Source organism: Stenotrophomonas sp. SAU14A_NAIMI4_5 (genome assembly GCF_003086795.1).
Taxonomy (GTDB): Bacteria; Pseudomonadota; Gammaproteobacteria; order Xanthomonadales; family Xanthomonadaceae; genus Stenotrophomonas.
The window spans coordinates 3,259,085-3,277,229 of the sequence record NZ_CP026003.1 but is presented as its reverse complement, the minus strand read 5'-3'; the positions used below and the strand labels follow the sequence as shown (position 1 = coordinate 3,277,229).

Genomic DNA, 18,145 nt, shown 5'->3' with positions numbered 1-18,145 from the left:
ATACCAGCAGGGATGCATCACGATGACGGAGACTTCGGCATGAAGGGCGAGACCGTGGCACGGGTGAGCCTGTGGCTGCTGTGGAGCCTGTGGACGCTGGCCTGCATCGTGCTGGTGCTGGGCGCGGTCGCCAACCACCTGGCCTCGCGCACGCAGACCCTGCCGCTGGTGCTGCAGCCCGGTGCGACGGCCGAGGTCACGGTCTACCGCTTCATCAACGACCCGTTGCGGCTGCGCCTGCGCTACGCCGATGACGGCGCCGATCCGTCGGTGGATCCCGAGCTGCGCCTGCGCGCGGAAACCCCGACCGATCACAACGAATTCCGCGCGGACACCCGCTCGGCGGCGACCGGTCCGGAGATCCGCCGCGCACTGGAATCGGTCGAGCGGGACCGGTTCGCCGCCTCGTACTTCGGCTACGGCCGCGGTGATGCACTGCCACGTGGCCGTTCCTCGCTGCGGCTGACCGTGCTGGAGGTCGACCCTGCGCTGGCCGGCCGTGCGGCCTCGGTGGACCTGCTGCCGCCGATGGACGTGCTGAAGCTGACCGACCTGGACTACCTGTGGCTGTGGCCGTTCTTCTTCTGGCAGCCGGTGGCGCTGCTGCTGCTGATTGCCGGTGGCGGACTGGCGACGGCCAGCATCGCGCTGCGGCGGTGGCAACGCCGTCCTCGGGCGCGGTAGCGCCGGGCCACTCCCGGCGGGGTGGGGCAGGTCACTTGCAAAATGCCCAATATGGGTACAATAATGCCCAATATGGGTATTCAAGCTGCCAATGCGTCTCCCACCGGCCCCATCGGGCTGGCCGACGCGCTGTTCACCCAGACCCAGCAACGGGTGCTGGCCCTGCTGTTCGGGCAGGATCGTCGTGACTTCAGTATTTCCGAGCTGATCAGCGGCAGCGGTGCCGGCTCTGGCGCCGTGCAGCGCGAAGTGGCCAAGCTGGTCGCAAGCGGCCTGGTCGAGCAACGCAAGGTCGGCAACCAGAAGCGCTATCGCGCGTTTGCCGGCTCGCCCATCCATGCCGAGCTGGTGGCGCTGGTGCACAAGACCATGGGTCTGGCGCAGCCGCTGCGCGAGGCGTTGCAACCGTTGCAGGACCAGATTGCACTGGCCTTCGTCTTCGGTTCGGTGGCCAAGCGCACGGACAGCGCGCACAGCGACATCGATCTGATGCTGGTCTCCGATACGCTGGGCTATGCTGAGTTGATGGCCGTCATCGATCCCCTTGAAGATCGCCTCGGACGGCCGGTGAACCCGACGCTGTACACGCATGACGAACTGCATGATCGCCTGCGCAAGGGCAATGCCTTTTTGCAGCGTGTTCTCGAACAACCCAAGGTGTGGGTGATTGGAGGAAAGGATGACCTCGCCATTGCAGAATCTGGTCGGGGCGGGTAAACCGCTCACCGCTGAACCGCCCGATCCGCGCGAGATCGAAGGGCTGCAGCGCTCGGGCCTTGCGCGGCTGCGTGACGCACGCAATGCCACGTTGTCGCTGGAAAGTCGTTTCGACCTTGCCTACAACGCCGCGCACGCTTTGAGCCTGGCCGCGCTTCGCGCGCAGGGGTTCCGGCCCAGCAACCGCTACATCGTGTTCCAGTCGCTCAAGCACACGCTGGGCGTTGGTCCGGAGGTATGGCGCGTGCTCGACAAATGCCACCAGCAGCGCAACATCGCCGAGTACGAGGGCGAACTCGATGTCAGTGGCCGCCTGGTGGAAGACCTGATCACGGCCTGTGATGCGGTGCGTGTTGCCTCAGGCCTCTGAGCGAAGCGCGTGCCAACGCGTCAGCGCCCCGCCTGCAGCAACGGATACGGGTTGATCGATTCGCCCTTCCACCATTGCTTCTCCGGCCCCAGCACATGTACCTCGAAATGCAGGTGCGGGGCATCGGCGCTGGCGTTGCCGGTGCTGCCGACGTAGCCGATCACTTCACCGCGCTTGATCAGCTGCTTTTCCGCCAGCCCGTCGGCATAGCGCTGCAGGTGGGCGTAGTAGTAGCACCAGCGTCCGCTGGGCTCGAACTGGTAGATCGTCAGTCCGCCGCGCTCGCTGTCGAACAGTTTTTCCACCGCGCCATCGGCCACCGCCAGCACCGGCGTGCCGGCGTCGGCCATGATGTCGATGGCATCGTGCACGCGGCCCTCGCTGCGTGCATCGGTGAAGGTGTCGCGCAGCTGCGAGGCCTGGATGCCCTGCACCGGCAGCAGCAGGCCGGCTGGCGCATCCGCAGCGCTGGCAGGCGGCGTGGGAGGCGCCGCATCCACGTGCGTTGCTGCTGACGGCTTCGCAGCCACTGCCGCAGGTTGCGTAGCCGACAGCGTGACCGCCACCGGCTCACCCGCATCGCGGCGCAGCCACCAGCCGGCACCCAGCCCCAGCAGCACGCCCAGTAAGATCAGCTGCGAAAGACGCATCGCCTCACTCCTGCATCACGACGGGTACCGAGGCATCCACCGCATCGGCCACGCGCAGCGCATCCCAGTTGGTCATGCGCACGCAGCCATGTGATTCGGTCTTGCCGACATGGCCGGGCTCGGGCGTGCCGTGCAGGCCGTAATGCGGCTTGGACAGGTCGATCCAGACCCGGCCCACGGGATTGTTCGGGCCCGGCGGCAGCGTGGCCTTTTTCTCGCCCTTGCGCGCATCCCAGAACAGCTTCGGGTTGTAGTGGAAGGGCGGGTCGCGGTACACGCCGAGGATCTTCCATTCACCGATTGGCAGCGGATCATGCTGGCTGCCCGACGACACCGGCACCTGCGCGATCACCTTGCCCGCTGCATCGAGCAGCTGCAGGGTGGAATCGGATTTGTCGACCACCACCTTCGCTGCCTTCGGCAGCGGTGCCGGCGCAATGTTCGGCACCTGGATGCGGCTGCCGGCCTTGCCCAGGTCGACGTCGGGGTTGAGCGCCTTCAACAGCTCGGGCGAGGCATGAAAGCGCTCGCCTAGCGACTCTTCCACGCTGCCGTAGCCCAGCGCCTTCAGCTTGGCCTGTGCGGCGGGCCCCTTCGGCACCGGCTGGAATGGACCGGCCACGTCCTCGGCGGTCAACGTGTAGCTGGCCAGCGGTGCGTTGGCATCGGCCTGCAATGCATTCCAGGTGGCATCGTCCAGTTCGCCGGTGACGGTCAGCCCGTGCGCGGCCTGGAAGCCGGACACGGCGCGGCGCTGGTTGCTGCCCACCTCGCCGTCGATCTGGCCGGACGAGAAATTGGCGCGATCCAGCAGGACTTGCGCGTGCAGTGGCGAGCGTGCGGCGATGTCTGGTCCCGCGCGTTCGGCGATGGGCGCGGGCAGGTTGGCGGCTGGGTTTTGGGCAAACGCCGGTGATAGGGCCAAGATCAGGACGAAGGGAACGACACACCGGAATGCCATCAATAGCTCCTGCTGAATTTTCCTCCACCTTGACAAAAAGTGCTGCGCAGCAACCGTGAAGACGCAGTCACAAGTACGCAAAGAGCCGCTTCCGCAAAGAGCCCACGGGTTTGTCGAGGCATCTAACGGCTACGGGGCTCAAGCTTTTCCGCGCTGGGCCGATGTACGGGTGTCATCTTGAATGGAGTTCCTCATGACCCACGCGGCAGTGATGGATGGATCTCGCCTACGGAGCTACTGGTCCGCAGAAGTAGCAGCTTTGCTGGACACCTATACCAATTTCGAACGCCTGATGCCTTCTGCTACAGGAATTGGGTCTGCGAATCACGGCGAGGATGGCCGCTATGTGGAAGCACTGATCACATCCTGTCTAAAGCGCCATCTCCCGAAAGGACTGGAGATTCTGAATGGATTCATTCTTCGCCCTGCCGTCATAACTGGAACCCACGATGCCAGTCGCCAAGGCCAGGACGACAAGCATTCAACGCAATTGGATATTGTGGTGTACGACTCGGAGCGGTATCCCACATTCCAGCGATTCAATGACACTGCCATCGTGCTTCCAGAGGGTGTCGTAGCCGTCGTATCGGTGAAGAAGCATTTGCGGCCTGCCGATGTTACGAAGCAATTGAAGACGCTTCGCGATGTTGCGCAGTTGTGCAGTTTGGAGGATCACGCGGGTACCGCCATTCGAGGCCCATTTCTGGCTCTGGTTGGAATGCGCGCCTGTGACTCGATGGCCGCCGATGGTGAAAAGGCCATGAGCAGAATCAAGGATGCCTACTCACCGATCAGCGATCTGAAGTTTGATGAGATGGTGGGATTCGTGGGAGCTCTGGGAAGCTGGAGTATTACAAAGCGGAGACCAGCTGGTGCGGGTGCCGGCAAAGCCCGCTTTCAGCGATTCAAGCATCCAGACAAGAAGGATGCGCACCTGGCGCTGCAGTTCCTGCTCAGTGGAATCCTGAGCGTCTACTACGAGGGAAGTCGAGGGCGAGGAAAGCGGCCTGGGTACACCGCGTTCGAATCCGGCAACCATGGCGTCGAAGAACAGATCGACTACGCCGCACTGAGGTGATGGGATATGACCTTTGAGTCCATTTATCACGGAACCGAAGAAAGTATTGCCCGGCATCTGCTTATGGGGAATATGGATTTCGCGCTCGGTGGTGGTGAGTTTGGTCGCGGATTCTATATGGGGCGTAGCCTGCGCTTGGCAAGAAGGCGTGCATTCCACAAGAGCAATCACCATCAAGGAACTGCCAGGGAGGCGATGGCGCTGTGCGGGAACGTGCTTAGAGTCCAACTGGATCCGCTCTTGTTCCGATCCGTCTATCAGGTCAGACCGCTCACTCTGGATCAAGCAAAAGCGCTCTATGCCCGGCTGAAAAAGAGCGGGCGGTGTGGACAGTATTGCGATGGTCACGATGCTCTTCTGGGGCCCATCGTGGGACGGCCGCAGTACAACACCGCCATGCAATACAAATTCCAAGGCGAACGGCTGCAGAATGATCTGAACTGGGGGGGCGGATATGTCGGAACATTCCTCAAGGCCGTTGTTTGAAAGCGGCGGTGGTGTCTGCTATCTCGAGCAATCACCCTATACCGGTCGGTTGCAGACTGCACAGGAGGAGGGCGGATTCTACAGCACTGGCGATCTCTACCTGCTGCAGCGCGGCGAACTGTTGGCATACTATCCAGTGAGATGCGCAATGGGCGGACGCATTGTGATCGATTGGCTCCGTCGCGTGTCCAGCAACCAGTACGTCGTCGATTTCACAGGAAGTGCCATGTCGCCGACGTTTGACATGCGCTTTCGTGTGGTGGAAGCAGGGGCGTACGCCTCGTTCCGGGCTCGTCGACTGGTGGAGATGGATCCAGAGTTGATGGAACTGACGTTCGACCGCTTCGGGTACATCATTCTTGGCGAGACCTTCGTGCCTGAGATCGGCTGAACGGGGATGGCAACGTGAACGGTGCCGGAAGCGTTCACGTTCGCGACGTCAAGGCGGGGGGCGGTGCGCCGATAAGGGCGCATCCCCTCCACGTTTGGATTCCCCCCATGAACTACTTGAGGAATGTCAGGGTCGCCTGGCGTCTTGGCCTTGGCTTTGGCCTTCTGCTGCTGCTGGTGGCTGCCGTGGTCACCACCGGCGCCACGGCCACGGCCGTGCAGAAGCGCGCGATGCAGCAGGTGGTCGAGGTCAGCGTGGCCAAGGTACGGCTGTTGTCGGAAATGCTCGATGCGAACAACCAGATGATGGTCGTGCGCCGCGAGATGCTGATCCGCCAGGGTGACGCGCGCGAGGCCGACGAGCAGCGCATCGCCGACCTGGTCAAGCGCTATGAAACCAGCTGGACCGCCTACCAGGCACTGCCCGGCGATGCCGACGGCAAGGCGATGGGCGAGGCCATCGCGGCCATGCGTGCGGTCGCGCGCCCGCTCAACAAGCAGACCAGCGAACTGATGGAACAGGGCGATTTCCCCGGCGCCATCGCGCTGACCCTGGGCCCGGTGCAGGAGGCCGCAAATGGCTGGAACAAGGCGCTGGCCGATGGCGTGGCCTTCGAGGAAAAGGAAAGTCGCGAGGCGGCCGCTGAAGCGATCCGTCTCGGCGAGCGCAGCCTGCTGCAGCTGCTGGTGCTGGGCGGCGTAGCGCTGCTGGTCGGCATCGCCGCCTCGGTGATGATCGGCCGCAGCCTGACCGGCCCGCTGGCGCGTGCGGTGCAGCTGGCGCAGCGGCTCTCCAAGGGTGAGCTGGACCAGTCCTTCCACCTGGGTGGCCGCGATGAACTGACCCAGCTGGGCGAGGCCATGGGCAGCGTGCGGCAGAGCGTGCAGGCCGCCATCGGCGCGCAGCTGCAGATGGCCGAGCAGCACGAGGCCGGTGCCATTGGCTACCGCATGGATGCCAGCGCCTTCCCCGGCGATTTCGGCCGCATGGTGCAGGCCACCAACAGCCTGGTGGAATCGCACGTGCAGGTGGAACTGCTGATGGCCGAAGTCATGCAGCGCTACGCGATCGGCGATCTCAGCCGCGACCTGCCGCAGTACCCTGGCGAGAAGGGCGCGTTCACCCGCACCCTGGCCGCGGTGAAGCAGAGCCTGATGGCGATCAGCGCCCAGATCGACACGCTGGCCCGGGCCGCCGGCGCGGGCGATTTCAGCGTGCGCGGCGATGCCGAGGCGTTCCAGTTCCAGTATCGCGCGATGGTCGAACACCTCAACGCGATGATGGCCAGTTCGCAGGCCAGCATCGCCGATGTCTCCGACGTGCTGCGCGCGATCTCGCACGGCAACCTGACCGCGCGCATGGACGGTGACTACGAGGGTGTGTTCGCCCGCATGCGCGACGATGCCAACACCACCACCGCGCAGCTGACCGGCATCGTCCGTGGCATCCAGGTGGCGGCCGACAGCATCAACAACGCCGCGCAGGAACTGGCCGCCGGCAACAGCGATCTCTCGCGCCGTACCGAACAGCAGGCAGCGAATCTGGAAGAAGCCGCCGCTTCGATGGAAGAGCTGACCTCCACTGTGCGCCAGAACGCCGACCTGGCCCGCCAGGCCGACAGCGAAGCGCATGCGGCCGGTGCAGCCGTGCGCGAAACCGAGCAGGCCATGGCGCAGATGGCAACGGTGATGGGCGAGATCGACCAGTCGTCGGCGCGCATCTCGGAGATCTCCACGGTGATCGACGGCATCGCGTTCCAGACCAACATCCTGGCGCTGAACGCTGCGGTGGAAGCGGCGCGTGCCGGTGAGCAGGGCCGTGGTTTTGCCGTGGTCGCCAGTGAAGTACGCACTCTGGCGCAGCGTGCGGGTGTGGCCGCCAAGGAGATCAAGGAACTGATCGAGGATGCCGCCGCCAAGGTGCAGAGCGGGCTGGCCGTGACCGTGCAGTCCGAAGCGGCGATCGCCCGTCTGGCCCACGCCAGTTCACGCACCAACCAGCTGATGAGCGATATCGCTGCGGCCAGCAAGGAACAGGCCGCGGGCATCGAACAGGTCAACCAGGTGGTGGTGCAGATGGACCAGGTGACCCAGCAGAACGCGGCTCTGGTGGAAGAGGCGACCGCGGCCAGCCGCGCGCTGGAAGAGCAGGCCAACGCGCTGACCACCTCGGTGTCGGTGTTCCAGATCGAGCAGGACGGTGCAGCCCGCGCCGTGGTGGCGCGCGCGGCCTGATCTTCGAAAAGGGCCAGCGGGGAGCTGCCACGCGTCCGCGCGCGTGGCAGCTGCTCAGTCCTGCACGCGGTGGATGTGGCCGTCCTCGATCTTCCAGATTGCATCCTCGCCCGTGGTGACGTACAGCGGCGAGCGGGCCCAGAGGCTCCAGAACACGTGCACTTCGGTGGGTGTCGGGTCGAGCATGTGGGTGACGATCATTGCCGCATTGCGCCGCGCACGCTTCAGCTGGATGCAGCTGCGGGTGAACGCGCGCTGCGAGGTGATCCGGCCCTGCGCGATGTCGAACCGATAGCTGCCGCCCAGCGGGACCGCGGCAGGGTCGGTGGTGGCCGGCAGCAGGTAGACCGTCCATGCATCGTTGGTCGCGCCGGGCGCAGGCAGCACCACGCTGTTGTAGCGCTTCGCGCAGGCATCGATGCGGCTCTGCGTCGCCAGCGCCCGGGCAGCCGCGGCACCGGCCTGGTAGGCGGTAGGGGCCGCCGGAACCGCCAGCGCCTCGGTCGCGCCGGCCAGGTTCCCCTGCGCATCGGTGGTGGCCCGGTACAGCACCACGTCACCTTCGCCGATCATGCTGACCTCGTAGCGGTTGTCCTTCGGCTCGGTGATCCAGCCCCGTACCCGGCTGTCGCCGCGCATTCCCTTCTTAAGCAGGGCATCGGTCGCGCGCTCGGCGGCCAGGTCATGCTCGAACATTTCCCTGCCCCGCGTTTCCGCCTGTGCGAGGGCCTGCGCGGTCGCCGCATCGTCCACGGGCGGGCTGGCGGCGGAAACGGCAGGTGCTGCGGTACAAGCCCACGCCAGCAGTGCCAGCATCATCATTCTTCGGGTCATGGTCGGTCTCATGCGCCGCGTCCTGCGGCAGGCTGGAGTATGCCGCAGACCAGCGGTCTACCACCCGCCAGCGATTTCGGCGATGCTCGCTGCAGACACCGGGGGAGGGAGCATGGACAGCAACGAGACCGAAGGCGCCTACGGCGACGTGCCACGGATGCAGGGCATGGCCGCGCCCGCCATGCCGCCCGCCGAGGTGCCGACCGACTGGTCGATGCTGCCGCTGACCCGTGGCGATGATGATTCGGCGGTGATGCAGGCGCTGCGCCGCATGCGCCGTGAGCCGGCCCTGCTGTTCACCGTGGCCTACCTGCTGGTCTCGCTGCTCGGGCTGTGGTGCAGCTTCTGGTTCTACCGGGGCTTCAAGCTGTCGATCCTGGATTACCTGCAGCCCAGCGATTTCCTGGTGGCCGGCATCCGCGACCCGGCGTACGTGCTGTTGCTGGCCTCTGGCGTGTTGCTGGTGCTGGTGGTGACCTGGCCGGAAACGCTGCGCATGCGCAATGCCGCCAAGCTGGAACAGCTGCGCGCGCGCAACTGGGCGTGGCGCGCGGTGCTGACACGCTCGGCACTGACCAGCTGGGAGGGCGTAGGCCTGCGCCCGCTGACCGCGATGACCCTGGCCGTGGCCGCCTTCATGGCGCTGGGCGCGGCGAACTACGTGACGGTGCGCGGGGAGCAGATCCGCAACGCCGGCAGCGGCGAAGTGATCCGCCTGCAGTTGAACGGCGACCGCGCGCCGTTGCCGGGTACTGCGCGCCTGCTCGGCTCCAGCAGCGCGTTCCTGTTCGTCTGGTGGCCGCAGCAGCGGCGTGCCGAAGCCATTCCGATCGCGGCGGTGCGCACGCTGCAGGCGGTCACCGTGGCGGCGCCTGCGCCGGCCGCCGCACCTGGGCCCGGCAGTTGAACCCGCCGGTGCGCCCCCGTGTGCTGATGCTGCCCGGCCTGGACGGTGGCGTGGGCATGTCGGGCGCGTTCCTCGAGGCCGTGCGAGCGCACGGACTGGACGCGGAGGCGCTGTCGCTGCCCGTGCAGGGCGCGCAGGATTATCCAACGCTGGTTGCATGGCTGCAGCCGCAGCTTCCGCGGCAGCCGTGGGTGCTGCTGGCCGAATCGTTTGCTGGCCCGCTGGCGGTGCAGATCGCCGCGCAGGCGCCCGCCGGGCTGCGTGGGCTGGTGCTCAGTACCACGTTCGCGCGGCGGCCGGTGCCGGTGCCTGCCGCGAGCGCGGTGGCGCTGTCCGCGGCATGGCCGTTGCCGCCGCTGCCGGTGATGGCGCGGGTGCTGCTCGGTCAGTGGCGGACGCCGCAGAACGTGCAGGCGCTGCGCCAGGCCCTGGCCGATGTGCCGAGCCGCGTGCTGCGGCAACGGGCCGCCAGCACATTGCGCGTGGACGTGCGTGCGCTGCTGCCGCGGATCGCCGTGCCCACGCTGTACCTGCAGGCGCGACAGGACCGGTTGCTGTGGCCGCCCAGTGTTGCCGAACTGCAGGCGCTGTTGCCCGAGGCGCGGCAGGTCGCGCTGCAGGGGCCGCACCTGCTGCTGCAGGCGCGACCCGAACAGGCGGCCGAAGTCGTGGCGCGCTGGGTGAACGGGCTGCCTGGCTGAGGGTCAGCTGTCGGCCGCTTTCTTCGCTGCCTTGCGGCCGCTGCCGCTGCGCTTGCCACCGCCATCCTGCTTGTTGACGGTGGCCCAGGCGATGCGTTCGGCGGTGCTTTCACTGGCGCCGCGCTCGCGTTCGCTTTCCTCGATGTGCTCGGCCTGACGCTTCTGCTTGTCGGTGTAGGCGGATTTGTCACCACGTGGCATGTCGCTTCTCCTGTGAGGGTCGGTCAGGCCAGCAGGCGCAGCTTCGGTTCGCGCGTCCACTGGCGGGTGGCCGCGGCGGCGAGGAACGCCTTGGCGTCTTCCGCTTCGACGATGCCGGCATCGTTGCCCACGCGTGCCGCCTTCAGCAGCGCCTGGCCGCCGGCATCGCTGGCGATGGCCTTCAGGTGCGCCCACGCATGGCTGACGAACTCGACCGCGGCGGCTTCCCTGGCCAGCGCCTTGGCGCCCTCTGCACTGAGCACCACGGCCACGGCGTCGAACACGGCCGAGGGCGTGCCGGCCAACTGGCCATCGGCGGCCTGCCGCTTGCCGTCGCTGAGCGTGGCCCCGCCCACTTTCGGCGCTACCAGCTTCACCTCGGCACCGGCTTTCTGCGCGGCCTTGCGCAGGCTGGCGATCAGCCCCGCATCGGAGCCCTCATCGAACAGGATGCCGATGCAGCGCCCCTGCAGCGTGCCTTTCGTGCGGCCGATGATGCGCACCTCGGGAACCGCAGGCATGTCCTGTGCTGGCGTCGCGGTCGGCGCGGCGTCGGGCAGCTCGGCGAGGGCGAGGCCATCGGCCACGCGCCTGGCCAATGATTCGTCGATGTTGCGCAGGTGGCTGACGGTACGCACGCGCACCTTCAGCGTTTCCACTTTCGACAGCTCGAACACCAGCGCCGAGGCGAGGTGCGCCTGCTCCGGCTTTTCCAGGCTGCGGAAGAACGCACGTGCCTGGCTGTAGTGGTCGGCAAAGCTCGCCGCACGCGTGCGTCCCTTGCGGCCATCATCGGCGGTTGCATGGCTGCGGAAACCGGCCGGAGTTTCGCGCGGGCTGTCGTCTTCCAGCGAGCTCGGGTCGTAGGCCACGCGCCCCTTCGGCACCTGCATCTGCATGTGGCCGTCGCGCTGGTGGTTGGCGAACGGGCACTTCGGCGCATTGACTGGAATCTGGTGGAAGTTCGGCCCGCCCAGGCGGATCAGCTGCGTGTCCAGGTACGAGAACAGCCGGCCCTGCAGCAGCGGGTCGTTGCTGAAGTCGATGCCCGGCGGCACGTTGGCGGGGCAGAACGCCACCTGCTCGGTCTCGGCGAAGAAATTGTCAGGCCAGCGATCCAACACCATCCGCCCGATCACCTTCAGCGGCACCAGCGACTCGGGAATGGTCTTGGTCGGGTCGAGGTGATCGAACGGGAACGCCTCGGCCTCTTCTTCGGTGAACAGCTGCACGGCCAGTTCCCATTCGGGGAAGTCGCCGCGCTGGATCGCTTCGAACAGGTCGCGCCGATGGAAATCGTTGTCGGCCGCCTGCAATTTCAGCGCTTCGTCCCACACGGTGGACTGGATGCCCAGCTTCGGCCGCCAGTGGAACTTGACGAAGGTGGACTCGCCGGCCTCGTTCAACAGGCGGAAGCTGTGCACGCCGAAGCCCTCGATCATGCGCAGCGAACGCGGAATGCCGCGGTCGCTCATCGCCCACATGATCATGTGCATCGATTCGGGCATCAGCGAGATGAAATCCCAGAACGTGTCATGCGCGCTGGCGGCCTGCGGGAACGCGCGGTCCGGCTCCATCTTCACCGCATGCACGAGGTCGGGAAACTTCATTGCATCCTGGATGAAGAACACCGGAATGTTGTTGCCGACCAGGTCCCAGTTGCCTTCGGGCGTGTAGAACTTGACCGCGAAGCCACGCACGTCGCGCGGGGTATCGACCGAACCGGCGCCGCCGGCCACGGTGGAAAAGCGGGTGAACACCGGCGTTTTCGTGCCGACCTCGGTCAGCACGCGCGCGCGGGTGTACTTGGCCAGCGAACGGGTCAGTTCGAAATAGCCATGGGCCGCGCTGCCGCGTGCATGCACGATGCGTTCGGGAATGCGCTCATGGTCGAAGTGGGTGATCTTCTCGCGGAGGATGAAATCCTCGAGCAGGGTGGGGCCGCGTGGGCCCTCGCGCAGCGAGTTCTGGTTGTCGGCCACCGGAATGCCCTGCGCGGTGGTCATCGGCGGATGCGTGCCGCCGGCCTGCAGGTGCAGTTCGTCACCCTCGCCGCGCTGCTGGGTGTGGGGGGGCTTGGACGGGGCGGGTGCGCGCTTGCCGGTCGGCTTGCTGGCGGCCATCGGGGGGTTCTCCGGGGTACGTGGGGGGCAGGCCATGACAGTCGCCCGCCGGCCGTTAACCCATGGTCCGGAGCGGGTGAACGTACAGGCAAAACCGGGCTCGGGTATGCTTGCCGCATGCGAGTCGAGCCCACCGACATCGAAGCCCTGTTCGACGCCATTCCGGACGTGCTGTTCTTCATGAAGGACCGCCAGGGCCGCTACACCCACGTCAACCAGACCATGCTGCGGCGGCTGGGCCTGCGTGCGCGCAAGGATGTCATCGGCCGTACCGCCGCCGAGATCTACCCGACCGGCCTCAGCGCGGACTACGTCGACCAGGACGCGCGCGTGCTGTCCGGCGAGGTGATCGAGAACCTGATGGAGCTGCACCTGTTCGCCAACCGCGAACCGGGCTGGTGCCTGACCTGCAAGCGGCCGCTGCTGGTGGATGGCAGCATCCAGGGGCTGATCGGCATCTCCCGCGACCTGGGCCAGAAGGACAGTCTGGGCAGCCAGTACGAGCAGCTGCGCCTGGCCCTGGCCCACCTCAACGCGCACTACGCCGAGAACGTGCGCATGCAGACCCTGCTGGACATCACCGGCTTCTCGCTGTCCAAGCTGGAGCGCAGCTTCCGCAAGGTGTTCCAGATGACCCCGCAGCAGGTGCTGACCCGGCTGCGCATCCAGATGGCCATGCACCTGCTGCACGGCGACGACAGCATCGCCTGCATCGGCCAGGCCTGCGGTTTCAGCGACCAGAGCGCGTTCACCCGCAAATTCAAGGCTGAAACCGGTTTCTCGCCGCGTGCCTACCGGGCGCGTATTGGAGAGAATGTCGATGCCACTGTCGGCGAAGCCATGCTGCCCTGAGCGGTCTGCTGCACTGTGCCTATCCCCGTGGGTGGGGGACAATGTAAGGTGACGCCCCTGTAGCCGCCGCCAGTCCCGCCGATGCCCGCCAGCCCCGTTACGCCTGCCTCGTCTTCCCGCCTCGGCCATTCGCTGAAGCCGCGCCAGCTGATCATGATGGGCCTGGGCAGCGCGATCGGCGCCGGCCTGTTCCTCGGTTCCGGCGTGGGCGTGCAGGCGGCCGGTCCGGCCGTGCTGGTGTCCTATCTCGTCGCCGGCGCCCTGGTGATCATCGTGATGAACGCCCTGGGCGAAATGGCGGCGGCCAAGCCGACCAGCGGCGCGTTCTCGGTGTACGCGGCCGATGCCATGGGTGCCACCGCCGGTGCCACCGTGGGCTGGCTGTGGTGGGTGCAGCTGGTCATCGTCATCGCCGCCGAGGCGGTGGGTGCGGCCGGCCTGCTGGCCACGGTCTGGCCGGTGATACCGGTGCCGATGGCGGCGCTGGCCTTCATGCTGTTCTTCACCGCGATCAACCTGCTCGGGGTGAAGAATTTCGGCGAGTTCGAATTCTGGTTCGCCATCCTCAAGGTGGCCGCCATCCTGGCCTTCATCGCGATCGGCATCGCCCTGCTGATGGGCTGGCTGCCGCAGGTGGCCTCGCCGGGGTTGAGCAATTTTACCCAGCACGGCGGCTTCGCGCCCAAGGGCCTGGCCGGCATCGGCGCGGCCCTGCTGGTGGTGGTGTTCGCCTTCGGCGGCACCGAGATCGTGGCGGTGGCGGCGGCCGAGACCGAAGACCCCGAGCGCAGCATCGCCCGTGCCATCCGCACCGTGGCCTGGCGCATCCTCGTGTTCTACATCGGCTCGCTCAGCGTGATCATCGCCGTGGTGCCGTGGACAAGCGAGTCGCTGAAGTCGCCGTTTGCCGCGGTGCTCGCGGTCGCCAATATTCCGGGCGCGGCCACGGCCATCACCCTGATCGCGGTGATCGCACTGCTGTCGGCGCTCAATGCCAACCTCTACGGTGCCTCGCGCATGATCTATTCACTGGCGCAGCGCCGTGAGGCACCGGCCGTGCTGGGCTGGACCGACCCGCGCCAGGTGCCGGTCATCGCCGTGCTGGCCAGCGTGCTGTTCGGGTTCGCCGCTACCATCATGGAACTGCTGTTCCCGGACAAGGTGCTGCCGGTGCTGCTGAACATCGTCGGTTCCACCTGCCTGCTGGTGTGGACGCTGTCGCTGGTCTCGCAGCTGGTGCTGCGCCGCCGGGCCGACCGCCTGGGCACCCGCCTGCCGTTCCGCATGGCCGGCTTCCCGTGGCTGACGGTGTGTGCGCTGGGCATTCTGGCGCTGATCTTCGGCCTGTTGCTGAGCGAAGCGCACACGCGCCTGCAGTTCCTGTCGATGGTAGCGCTGACCGCCGTCATCGCCGCCGGCAGCGCCATCGCCCGGCGCATGCGCGAAGCCTGATCGGTGCTGCCGGCCAGCGGCCGGCACTACCACGGGGGCTGCACATCCGCCGTGCCATCCTGATCGCGTGGGCCGTCACCGGCCTGTCGAACAGGAGTACCGCATGCTGCGCAGTCGCCCGTTCCTTATGTTCACCGGCCAGGCCGAGGCCGCCATGGCCCTGTACGCCGACGCCTTCGCCGATTTCCGCCTGCTGGCCCTGCAGCACCACCCCGAAGGTGCCGGCGCCGGCGTGCCCGGCCAGGTGCGCCAAGCCATCTTCCTGCTGGGGGGCACGCACTACCTGTGCTTCGACAGCCTGGACGTGCACGACTTCACCTTCAGTCCGTCGATCTCGCTGTTCGTCGAATGCGCCGGCAGCGAGCAGTTCGAGCGTGCGGCACGCGTGCTGGGCGAGGGCGGGCACTGGCTGATGCCGGTGGGCGACTACGATTTCAGCAACCGCTACGGCTGGGTGCAGGACCGCTACGGCGTGTCGTGGCAGCTCAGCCTGGGGCAGATGCCCGACCCGTGAGATCGCGGCATCCACGCATGGCGTGGATCTACTGGAGAATGCGCCACGTGTTGATGGAAACAAGAACGGCCCGCTTGCGCGGGCCGTTCCGTTTACCGGTGCATCGAGCGCTTACGCCTCGACTTCGTCGTCCTTGTAGGCATCGACCGGGATGCAGGCGCACATCACGTTCTTGTCGCCGTACACGTTGTCGACGCGGGCCACCGGCGGCCAGTACTTCTGCAGCTTCAGGCTGGGCAGCGGGAAGGCGGCCAGCTCACGCGGGTAGGCGTGGGTCCACTCGCTGGCAGTCACCGCCGTCGCGGTGTGCGGGGCGTTCTTCAGCGGGTTGTCCTCGCGGTCCAGGCGGCCGTCTTCGATCGCGCGGATTTCTTCGCGGATCTGGATCATCGCATCGATGAAGCGGTCCAGTTCGTGCAGCGATTCGCTCTCGGTCGGCTCGACCATCAGCGTGCCGGCCACCGGGAAGCTCAGGGTCGGGGCGTGGAAGCCGAAGTCGATCAGGCGCTTGGCCACGTCTTCGGCACCGATGCCGCTGGTCTTCTCCAGCGGGCGCACGTCGAGGATGCACTCGTGCGCCACCAGGCCGTTGCGGCCGGTGTACAGGGTCTTGAAGTGCGGTGCCAGGCGCTTGGCGATGTAGTTGGCGTTGAGCTGGGCCACCTGGGTGGCCTTGCGCAGGCCTTCGCTGCCCATCATGGCGATGTACATCCAGCTGATCGGCAGGATCGAGGCGCTGCCGAAGCTGGCCGCGCTGACCATGCCGACCGGGCCGTTGTCACCCAGCTTGCCCGGCAGGAACGGGGCCAGGTGTTCCTTCACCGCGCACGGGCCAACGCCCGGGCCGCCGCCGCCGTGCGGGATGCAGAAGGTCTTGTGCAGGTTCAGGTGGGAAACGTCCGAACCCCACTTGCCCGGCTTGGCCACGCCGACCAGGGCGTTCATGTTGGCGCCGTCGGTATACACCTGGCCGCCGTGCTGGTGGATGATCTCGCAGATCTCGACCACTTCCTCCTCGAACACGCCGTGCGTGGACGGGTAGGTGATCATGATCGCGGCCAGGCGGTCGCTGTACTTCTCGGCGTTGACGCGGATGTCTTCGACATCGACGTTGCCGTTGGCATCGGTCTTGGTCACCACGACCTTCATGCCGCACATCTGCGCCGAGGCCGGGTTGGTGCCGTGCGCCGAATCCGGAATCAGGCAGATGTCACGGTGGTCCTCACCGCGCGAGCGGTGGTAGGCGCGGATCGCCAGCAGGCCGGCGTACTCGCCCTGCGCACCGGAGTTCGGCTGCAGGCTGACCGCGTCGTAGCCGGTGCATTCGACCAGCATCGCTTCGAGCGTCTCGATCAGTTCCTTGTAGCCCAGCGCCTGGTCGGCCGGCACCAGCGGATGGATCTGCGAGAACTCCGGCCAGGTCACCGGGATCATCTCGGCGGTGGCGTTGAGCTTCATGGTGCACGAGCCCAGCGGGATCATCGTGCGGTCCATCGCCAGGTCCTTGTCGGCCAGCGAACGCAGGTAGCGCAGCAGCTCGTGCTCGCTGTGGTGGGTGTTGAACACCGGGTGGGTCAGGAACGCGGACTGGCGCAGCAGGGCAGCCGGCAGTGCGTCGGTGGTGCTGGCATCCAGCGCATCCACATCGGCCTGCGCACCGAACACGGCGGCCAGGGCGACGATGTCGGCGCGGGTCGCGGTCTCGTCCAGGCTGATGCCGACCGAGTCGCTGTCGATCGCACGCAGGTTGTAACCGGCGGCGCGGGCCTTGGCGTGGATCTCATCGGCATGCACACCGGTGATGTGCAGGGTGTCGAAGAAGTCGCCACCGACCTGCACGCCGGCGCTGCGCAGCGACGCGGCCAGGATCGAGGCCAGGCGGTGGGTACGGCGGGCGATGCGGGCCAAGCCTTCCGGGCCGTGGTAGACGGCGTACATCGAGGCCATCACCGCCAGCAGCACCTGCGCGGTGCAGATGTTGGAGGTGGCCTTCTCGCGGCGGATGTGCTGCTCGCGGGTCTGCAGGGTCAGGCGGTAGGCCGGCTTGCCTTCGGCATCGATGGAGACGCCGATCAGGCGGCCCGGCATCGAGCGCTTGTAGGCATCACGGCAGGCCATGAACGCAGCGTGCGGGCCGCCGAAACCGAACGGCACGCCGAAACGCTGGCTGTTGCCGACCACGATGTCCGCGCCCCATTCGCCGGGGGCGGCCAGCAGGGTCAGCGCCAGCAGGTCGGTGGCCACGGCCACCAGGCCGCCGCGCGCGTGCACGGCATCCACCAGCGCCTTGTAGTCGCCGACCTGGCCGAAGGTGTCCGGGTACTGCAGCAGCAGGCCGAAGGCCTCCGCTTCCAGTGCTTCGGCCGGGGTGCCCACGCGCAGCACGATGCCCATCGGCTCGGCGCGGGTGCGCAGCAGTTCCAGCGTCTGCGGGTGCACGGCGTCGTGCACGAAGAAGGTGTCCGACTTCGACTTGGCCGAACGCTTGGCCAGGGTCATTGCTTCGGCCGCGGCGGTGGCTTCGTCCAGCAGTGAGGCGTTGGCGATCTCCATGCCGGTCAGGTCGGCGCACAGGGTCTGGAAGTTGATCAGCGCTTCCATGCGGCCCTGCGAGATTTCCGCCTGGTACGGGGTGTAGGCGGTGTACCAGGCCGGGTTTTCCAGGATGTTGCGCAGGATCACGTTCGGCGTGTGGGTACCGTAGTAGCCCTGGCCGATGAAGCTGCGCAGCACGGTGTTCTTGTCGGCGATCGCGCGGATCTTCGCCAGCGCCTGCACTTCGGTCATCGACTCCGGCAGCGCCAGCGGTGCGGGCGACTTGATCTTTGCCGGCACAATGGCATCGGTCATCGCATCCAGCGTGGCGTGGCCGACGACGTCGAGCATCTGCGCGATCTCGGCATCGTTGGGGCCGATGTGGCGCTCGACGAACGCGGAATGATGCTCAAGCTCACGCAGGGAGGGGGTGTTCTGGGACATGGCGAAGGATC

The 18,145-nt window shown here is 66.7% G+C and carries 17 protein-coding genes and 1 pseudogene; 12 read left to right on the top strand and 6 right to left on the bottom strand.

The window, feature by feature from the left end; all coding sequences use genetic code 11:
* Positions 1-39 precede the first annotated feature (39 nt).
* The 3 genes from C1925_RS15275 to C1925_RS15265 all read left to right on the top strand — a co-directional run bounded on the left by C1925_RS15275 (position 40) and on the right by C1925_RS15265 (position 1,771).
* Entirely contained in the window at positions 40-684 is a 645-nt protein-coding gene (locus tag C1925_RS15275) for a hypothetical protein (RefSeq protein WP_108769625.1), read from the top strand.
* Positions 685-747: 63 nt separating this feature from the next.
* The gene (locus tag C1925_RS15270; RefSeq protein ID WP_216821974.1) at positions 748-1,401 is read left to right on the top strand and encodes a nucleotidyltransferase domain-containing protein; all 654 of its coding nucleotides are present in this window, start codon (positions 748-750) and stop codon (positions 1,399-1,401) included.
* Complete coding sequence (locus tag C1925_RS15265; protein WP_108769623.1) at positions 1,364-1,771, top strand: hypothetical protein; 408 nt, start codon at positions 1,364-1,366, stop codon at positions 1,769-1,771. The genes C1925_RS15270 and C1925_RS15265 overlap by 38 nt, the downstream gene beginning before the upstream one ends.
* A 20-nt stretch (positions 1,772-1,791) precedes the next feature.
* Here C1925_RS15265 and C1925_RS15260 read toward each other — a convergent pair whose 3' ends face one another.
* Together C1925_RS15260 and C1925_RS15255 are read right to left on the bottom strand one after the other, a co-directional pair.
* Positions 1,792-2,421 carry a M23 family metallopeptidase gene (locus tag C1925_RS15260; protein WP_108769622.1) on the bottom strand — a complete coding sequence of 210 codons (630 nt, stop codon included), beginning with the start codon at positions 2,419-2,421 and terminating at the stop codon, positions 1,792-1,794.
* Positions 2,422-2,425: 4 nt separating this feature from the next.
* Positions 2,426-3,382, bottom strand: coding sequence for a L,D-transpeptidase (locus C1925_RS15255; protein WP_108769621.1), 957 nt, complete (start codon positions 3,380-3,382; stop codon positions 2,426-2,428).
* Between the two features lie 193 nt (positions 3,383-3,575).
* Between C1925_RS15255 and C1925_RS15250 the strand changes: the two genes are divergently transcribed.
* From C1925_RS15250 to C1925_RS15240, 4 genes are all read left to right on the top strand, one after another.
* Complete coding sequence (locus tag C1925_RS15250) at positions 3,576-4,460, top strand: DUF6602 domain-containing protein (RefSeq protein WP_216821973.1); 885 nt, start codon at positions 3,576-3,578, stop codon at positions 4,458-4,460.
* 6 nt (positions 4,461-4,466) lie between these two features.
* A complete protein-coding gene (locus tag C1925_RS20995) occupies positions 4,467-4,946 on the top strand; it encodes a hypothetical protein (RefSeq protein ID WP_159097538.1) in 480 nt (159 codons plus the stop codon).
* A complete protein-coding gene (locus C1925_RS15245; protein WP_108769620.1) occupies positions 4,915-5,337 on the top strand; it encodes a hypothetical protein in 423 nt (140 codons plus the stop codon). Before C1925_RS20995 ends, C1925_RS15245 begins: the two co-directional genes overlap by 32 nt.
* Positions 5,338-5,444: 107 nt before the next feature.
* Positions 5,445-7,571: a methyl-accepting chemotaxis protein gene (locus tag C1925_RS15240; protein ID WP_108769619.1), complete on the top strand. Its 2,127-nt coding sequence runs from the start codon at positions 5,445-5,447 to the stop codon at positions 7,569-7,571.
* 54 nt (positions 7,572-7,625) lie between these two features.
* Here C1925_RS15240 and C1925_RS15235 read toward each other — a convergent pair whose 3' ends face one another.
* Positions 7,626-8,405 (bottom strand): hypothetical protein, encoded by a 780-nt coding sequence (locus C1925_RS15235; protein WP_159097537.1) that lies wholly within the window; start codon positions 8,403-8,405, stop codon positions 7,626-7,628.
* A gap of 112 nt (positions 8,406-8,517) precedes the next feature.
* Here C1925_RS15235 and C1925_RS15230 point away from each other — a divergent pair, with 112 nt between their 5' ends.
* The gene (locus C1925_RS15230; protein ID WP_108769617.1) at positions 8,518-9,312 is read left to right on the top strand and encodes a hypothetical protein; all 795 of its coding nucleotides are present in this window, start codon (positions 8,518-8,520) and stop codon (positions 9,310-9,312) included.
* Between the two features lie 8 nt (positions 9,313-9,320).
* On the top strand, positions 9,321-10,013 hold the full coding sequence (locus C1925_RS15225) for an alpha/beta hydrolase (RefSeq protein WP_254051331.1): 693 nt from the start codon (positions 9,321-9,323) through the stop codon (positions 10,011-10,013).
* A gap of 12 nt (positions 10,014-10,025) precedes the next feature.
* On the opposite strand, the pseudogene C1925_RS15220 reads toward C1925_RS15225, so the two are convergent.
* Positions 10,026-10,214: pseudogene (locus C1925_RS15220) on the bottom strand (hypothetical protein); the annotation flags it as partial.
* A 23-nt stretch (positions 10,215-10,237) separates the two neighbouring features.
* A complete protein-coding gene (locus C1925_RS15215; RefSeq protein WP_301553966.1) occupies positions 10,238-12,220 on the bottom strand; it encodes a catalase in 1,983 nt (660 codons plus the stop codon).
* 234 nt (positions 12,221-12,454) lie between these two features.
* Between C1925_RS15215 and C1925_RS15210 the strand changes: the two genes are divergently transcribed.
* The 3 genes from C1925_RS15210 to C1925_RS15200 all read left to right on the top strand — a co-directional run bounded on the left by C1925_RS15210 (position 12,455) and on the right by C1925_RS15200 (position 15,155).
* Positions 12,455-13,189: an AraC family transcriptional regulator gene (locus C1925_RS15210; protein WP_108769614.1), complete on the top strand. Its 735-nt coding sequence runs from the start codon at positions 12,455-12,457 to the stop codon at positions 13,187-13,189.
* Positions 13,190-13,270: 81 nt separating this feature from the next.
* Positions 13,271-14,641 carry an amino acid permease gene (locus C1925_RS15205; protein ID WP_108769613.1) on the top strand — a complete coding sequence of 457 codons (1,371 nt, stop codon included), beginning with the start codon at positions 13,271-13,273 and terminating at the stop codon, positions 14,639-14,641.
* A gap of 103 nt (positions 14,642-14,744) precedes the next feature.
* Positions 14,745-15,155, top strand: a complete 411-nt coding sequence (locus tag C1925_RS15200; protein ID WP_079222771.1) for a VOC family protein — start codon at positions 14,745-14,747, stop codon at positions 15,153-15,155.
* A gap of 111 nt (positions 15,156-15,266) precedes the next feature.
* Here the strand turns inward: C1925_RS15200 and gcvP are convergent, their stop codons facing one another.
* Positions 15,267-18,134 (bottom strand): aminomethyl-transferring glycine dehydrogenase, encoded by a 2,868-nt coding sequence (gcvP, locus tag C1925_RS15195; protein ID WP_108769612.1) that lies wholly within the window; start codon positions 18,132-18,134, stop codon positions 15,267-15,269.
* Positions 18,135-18,145 lie beyond the last annotated feature (11 nt).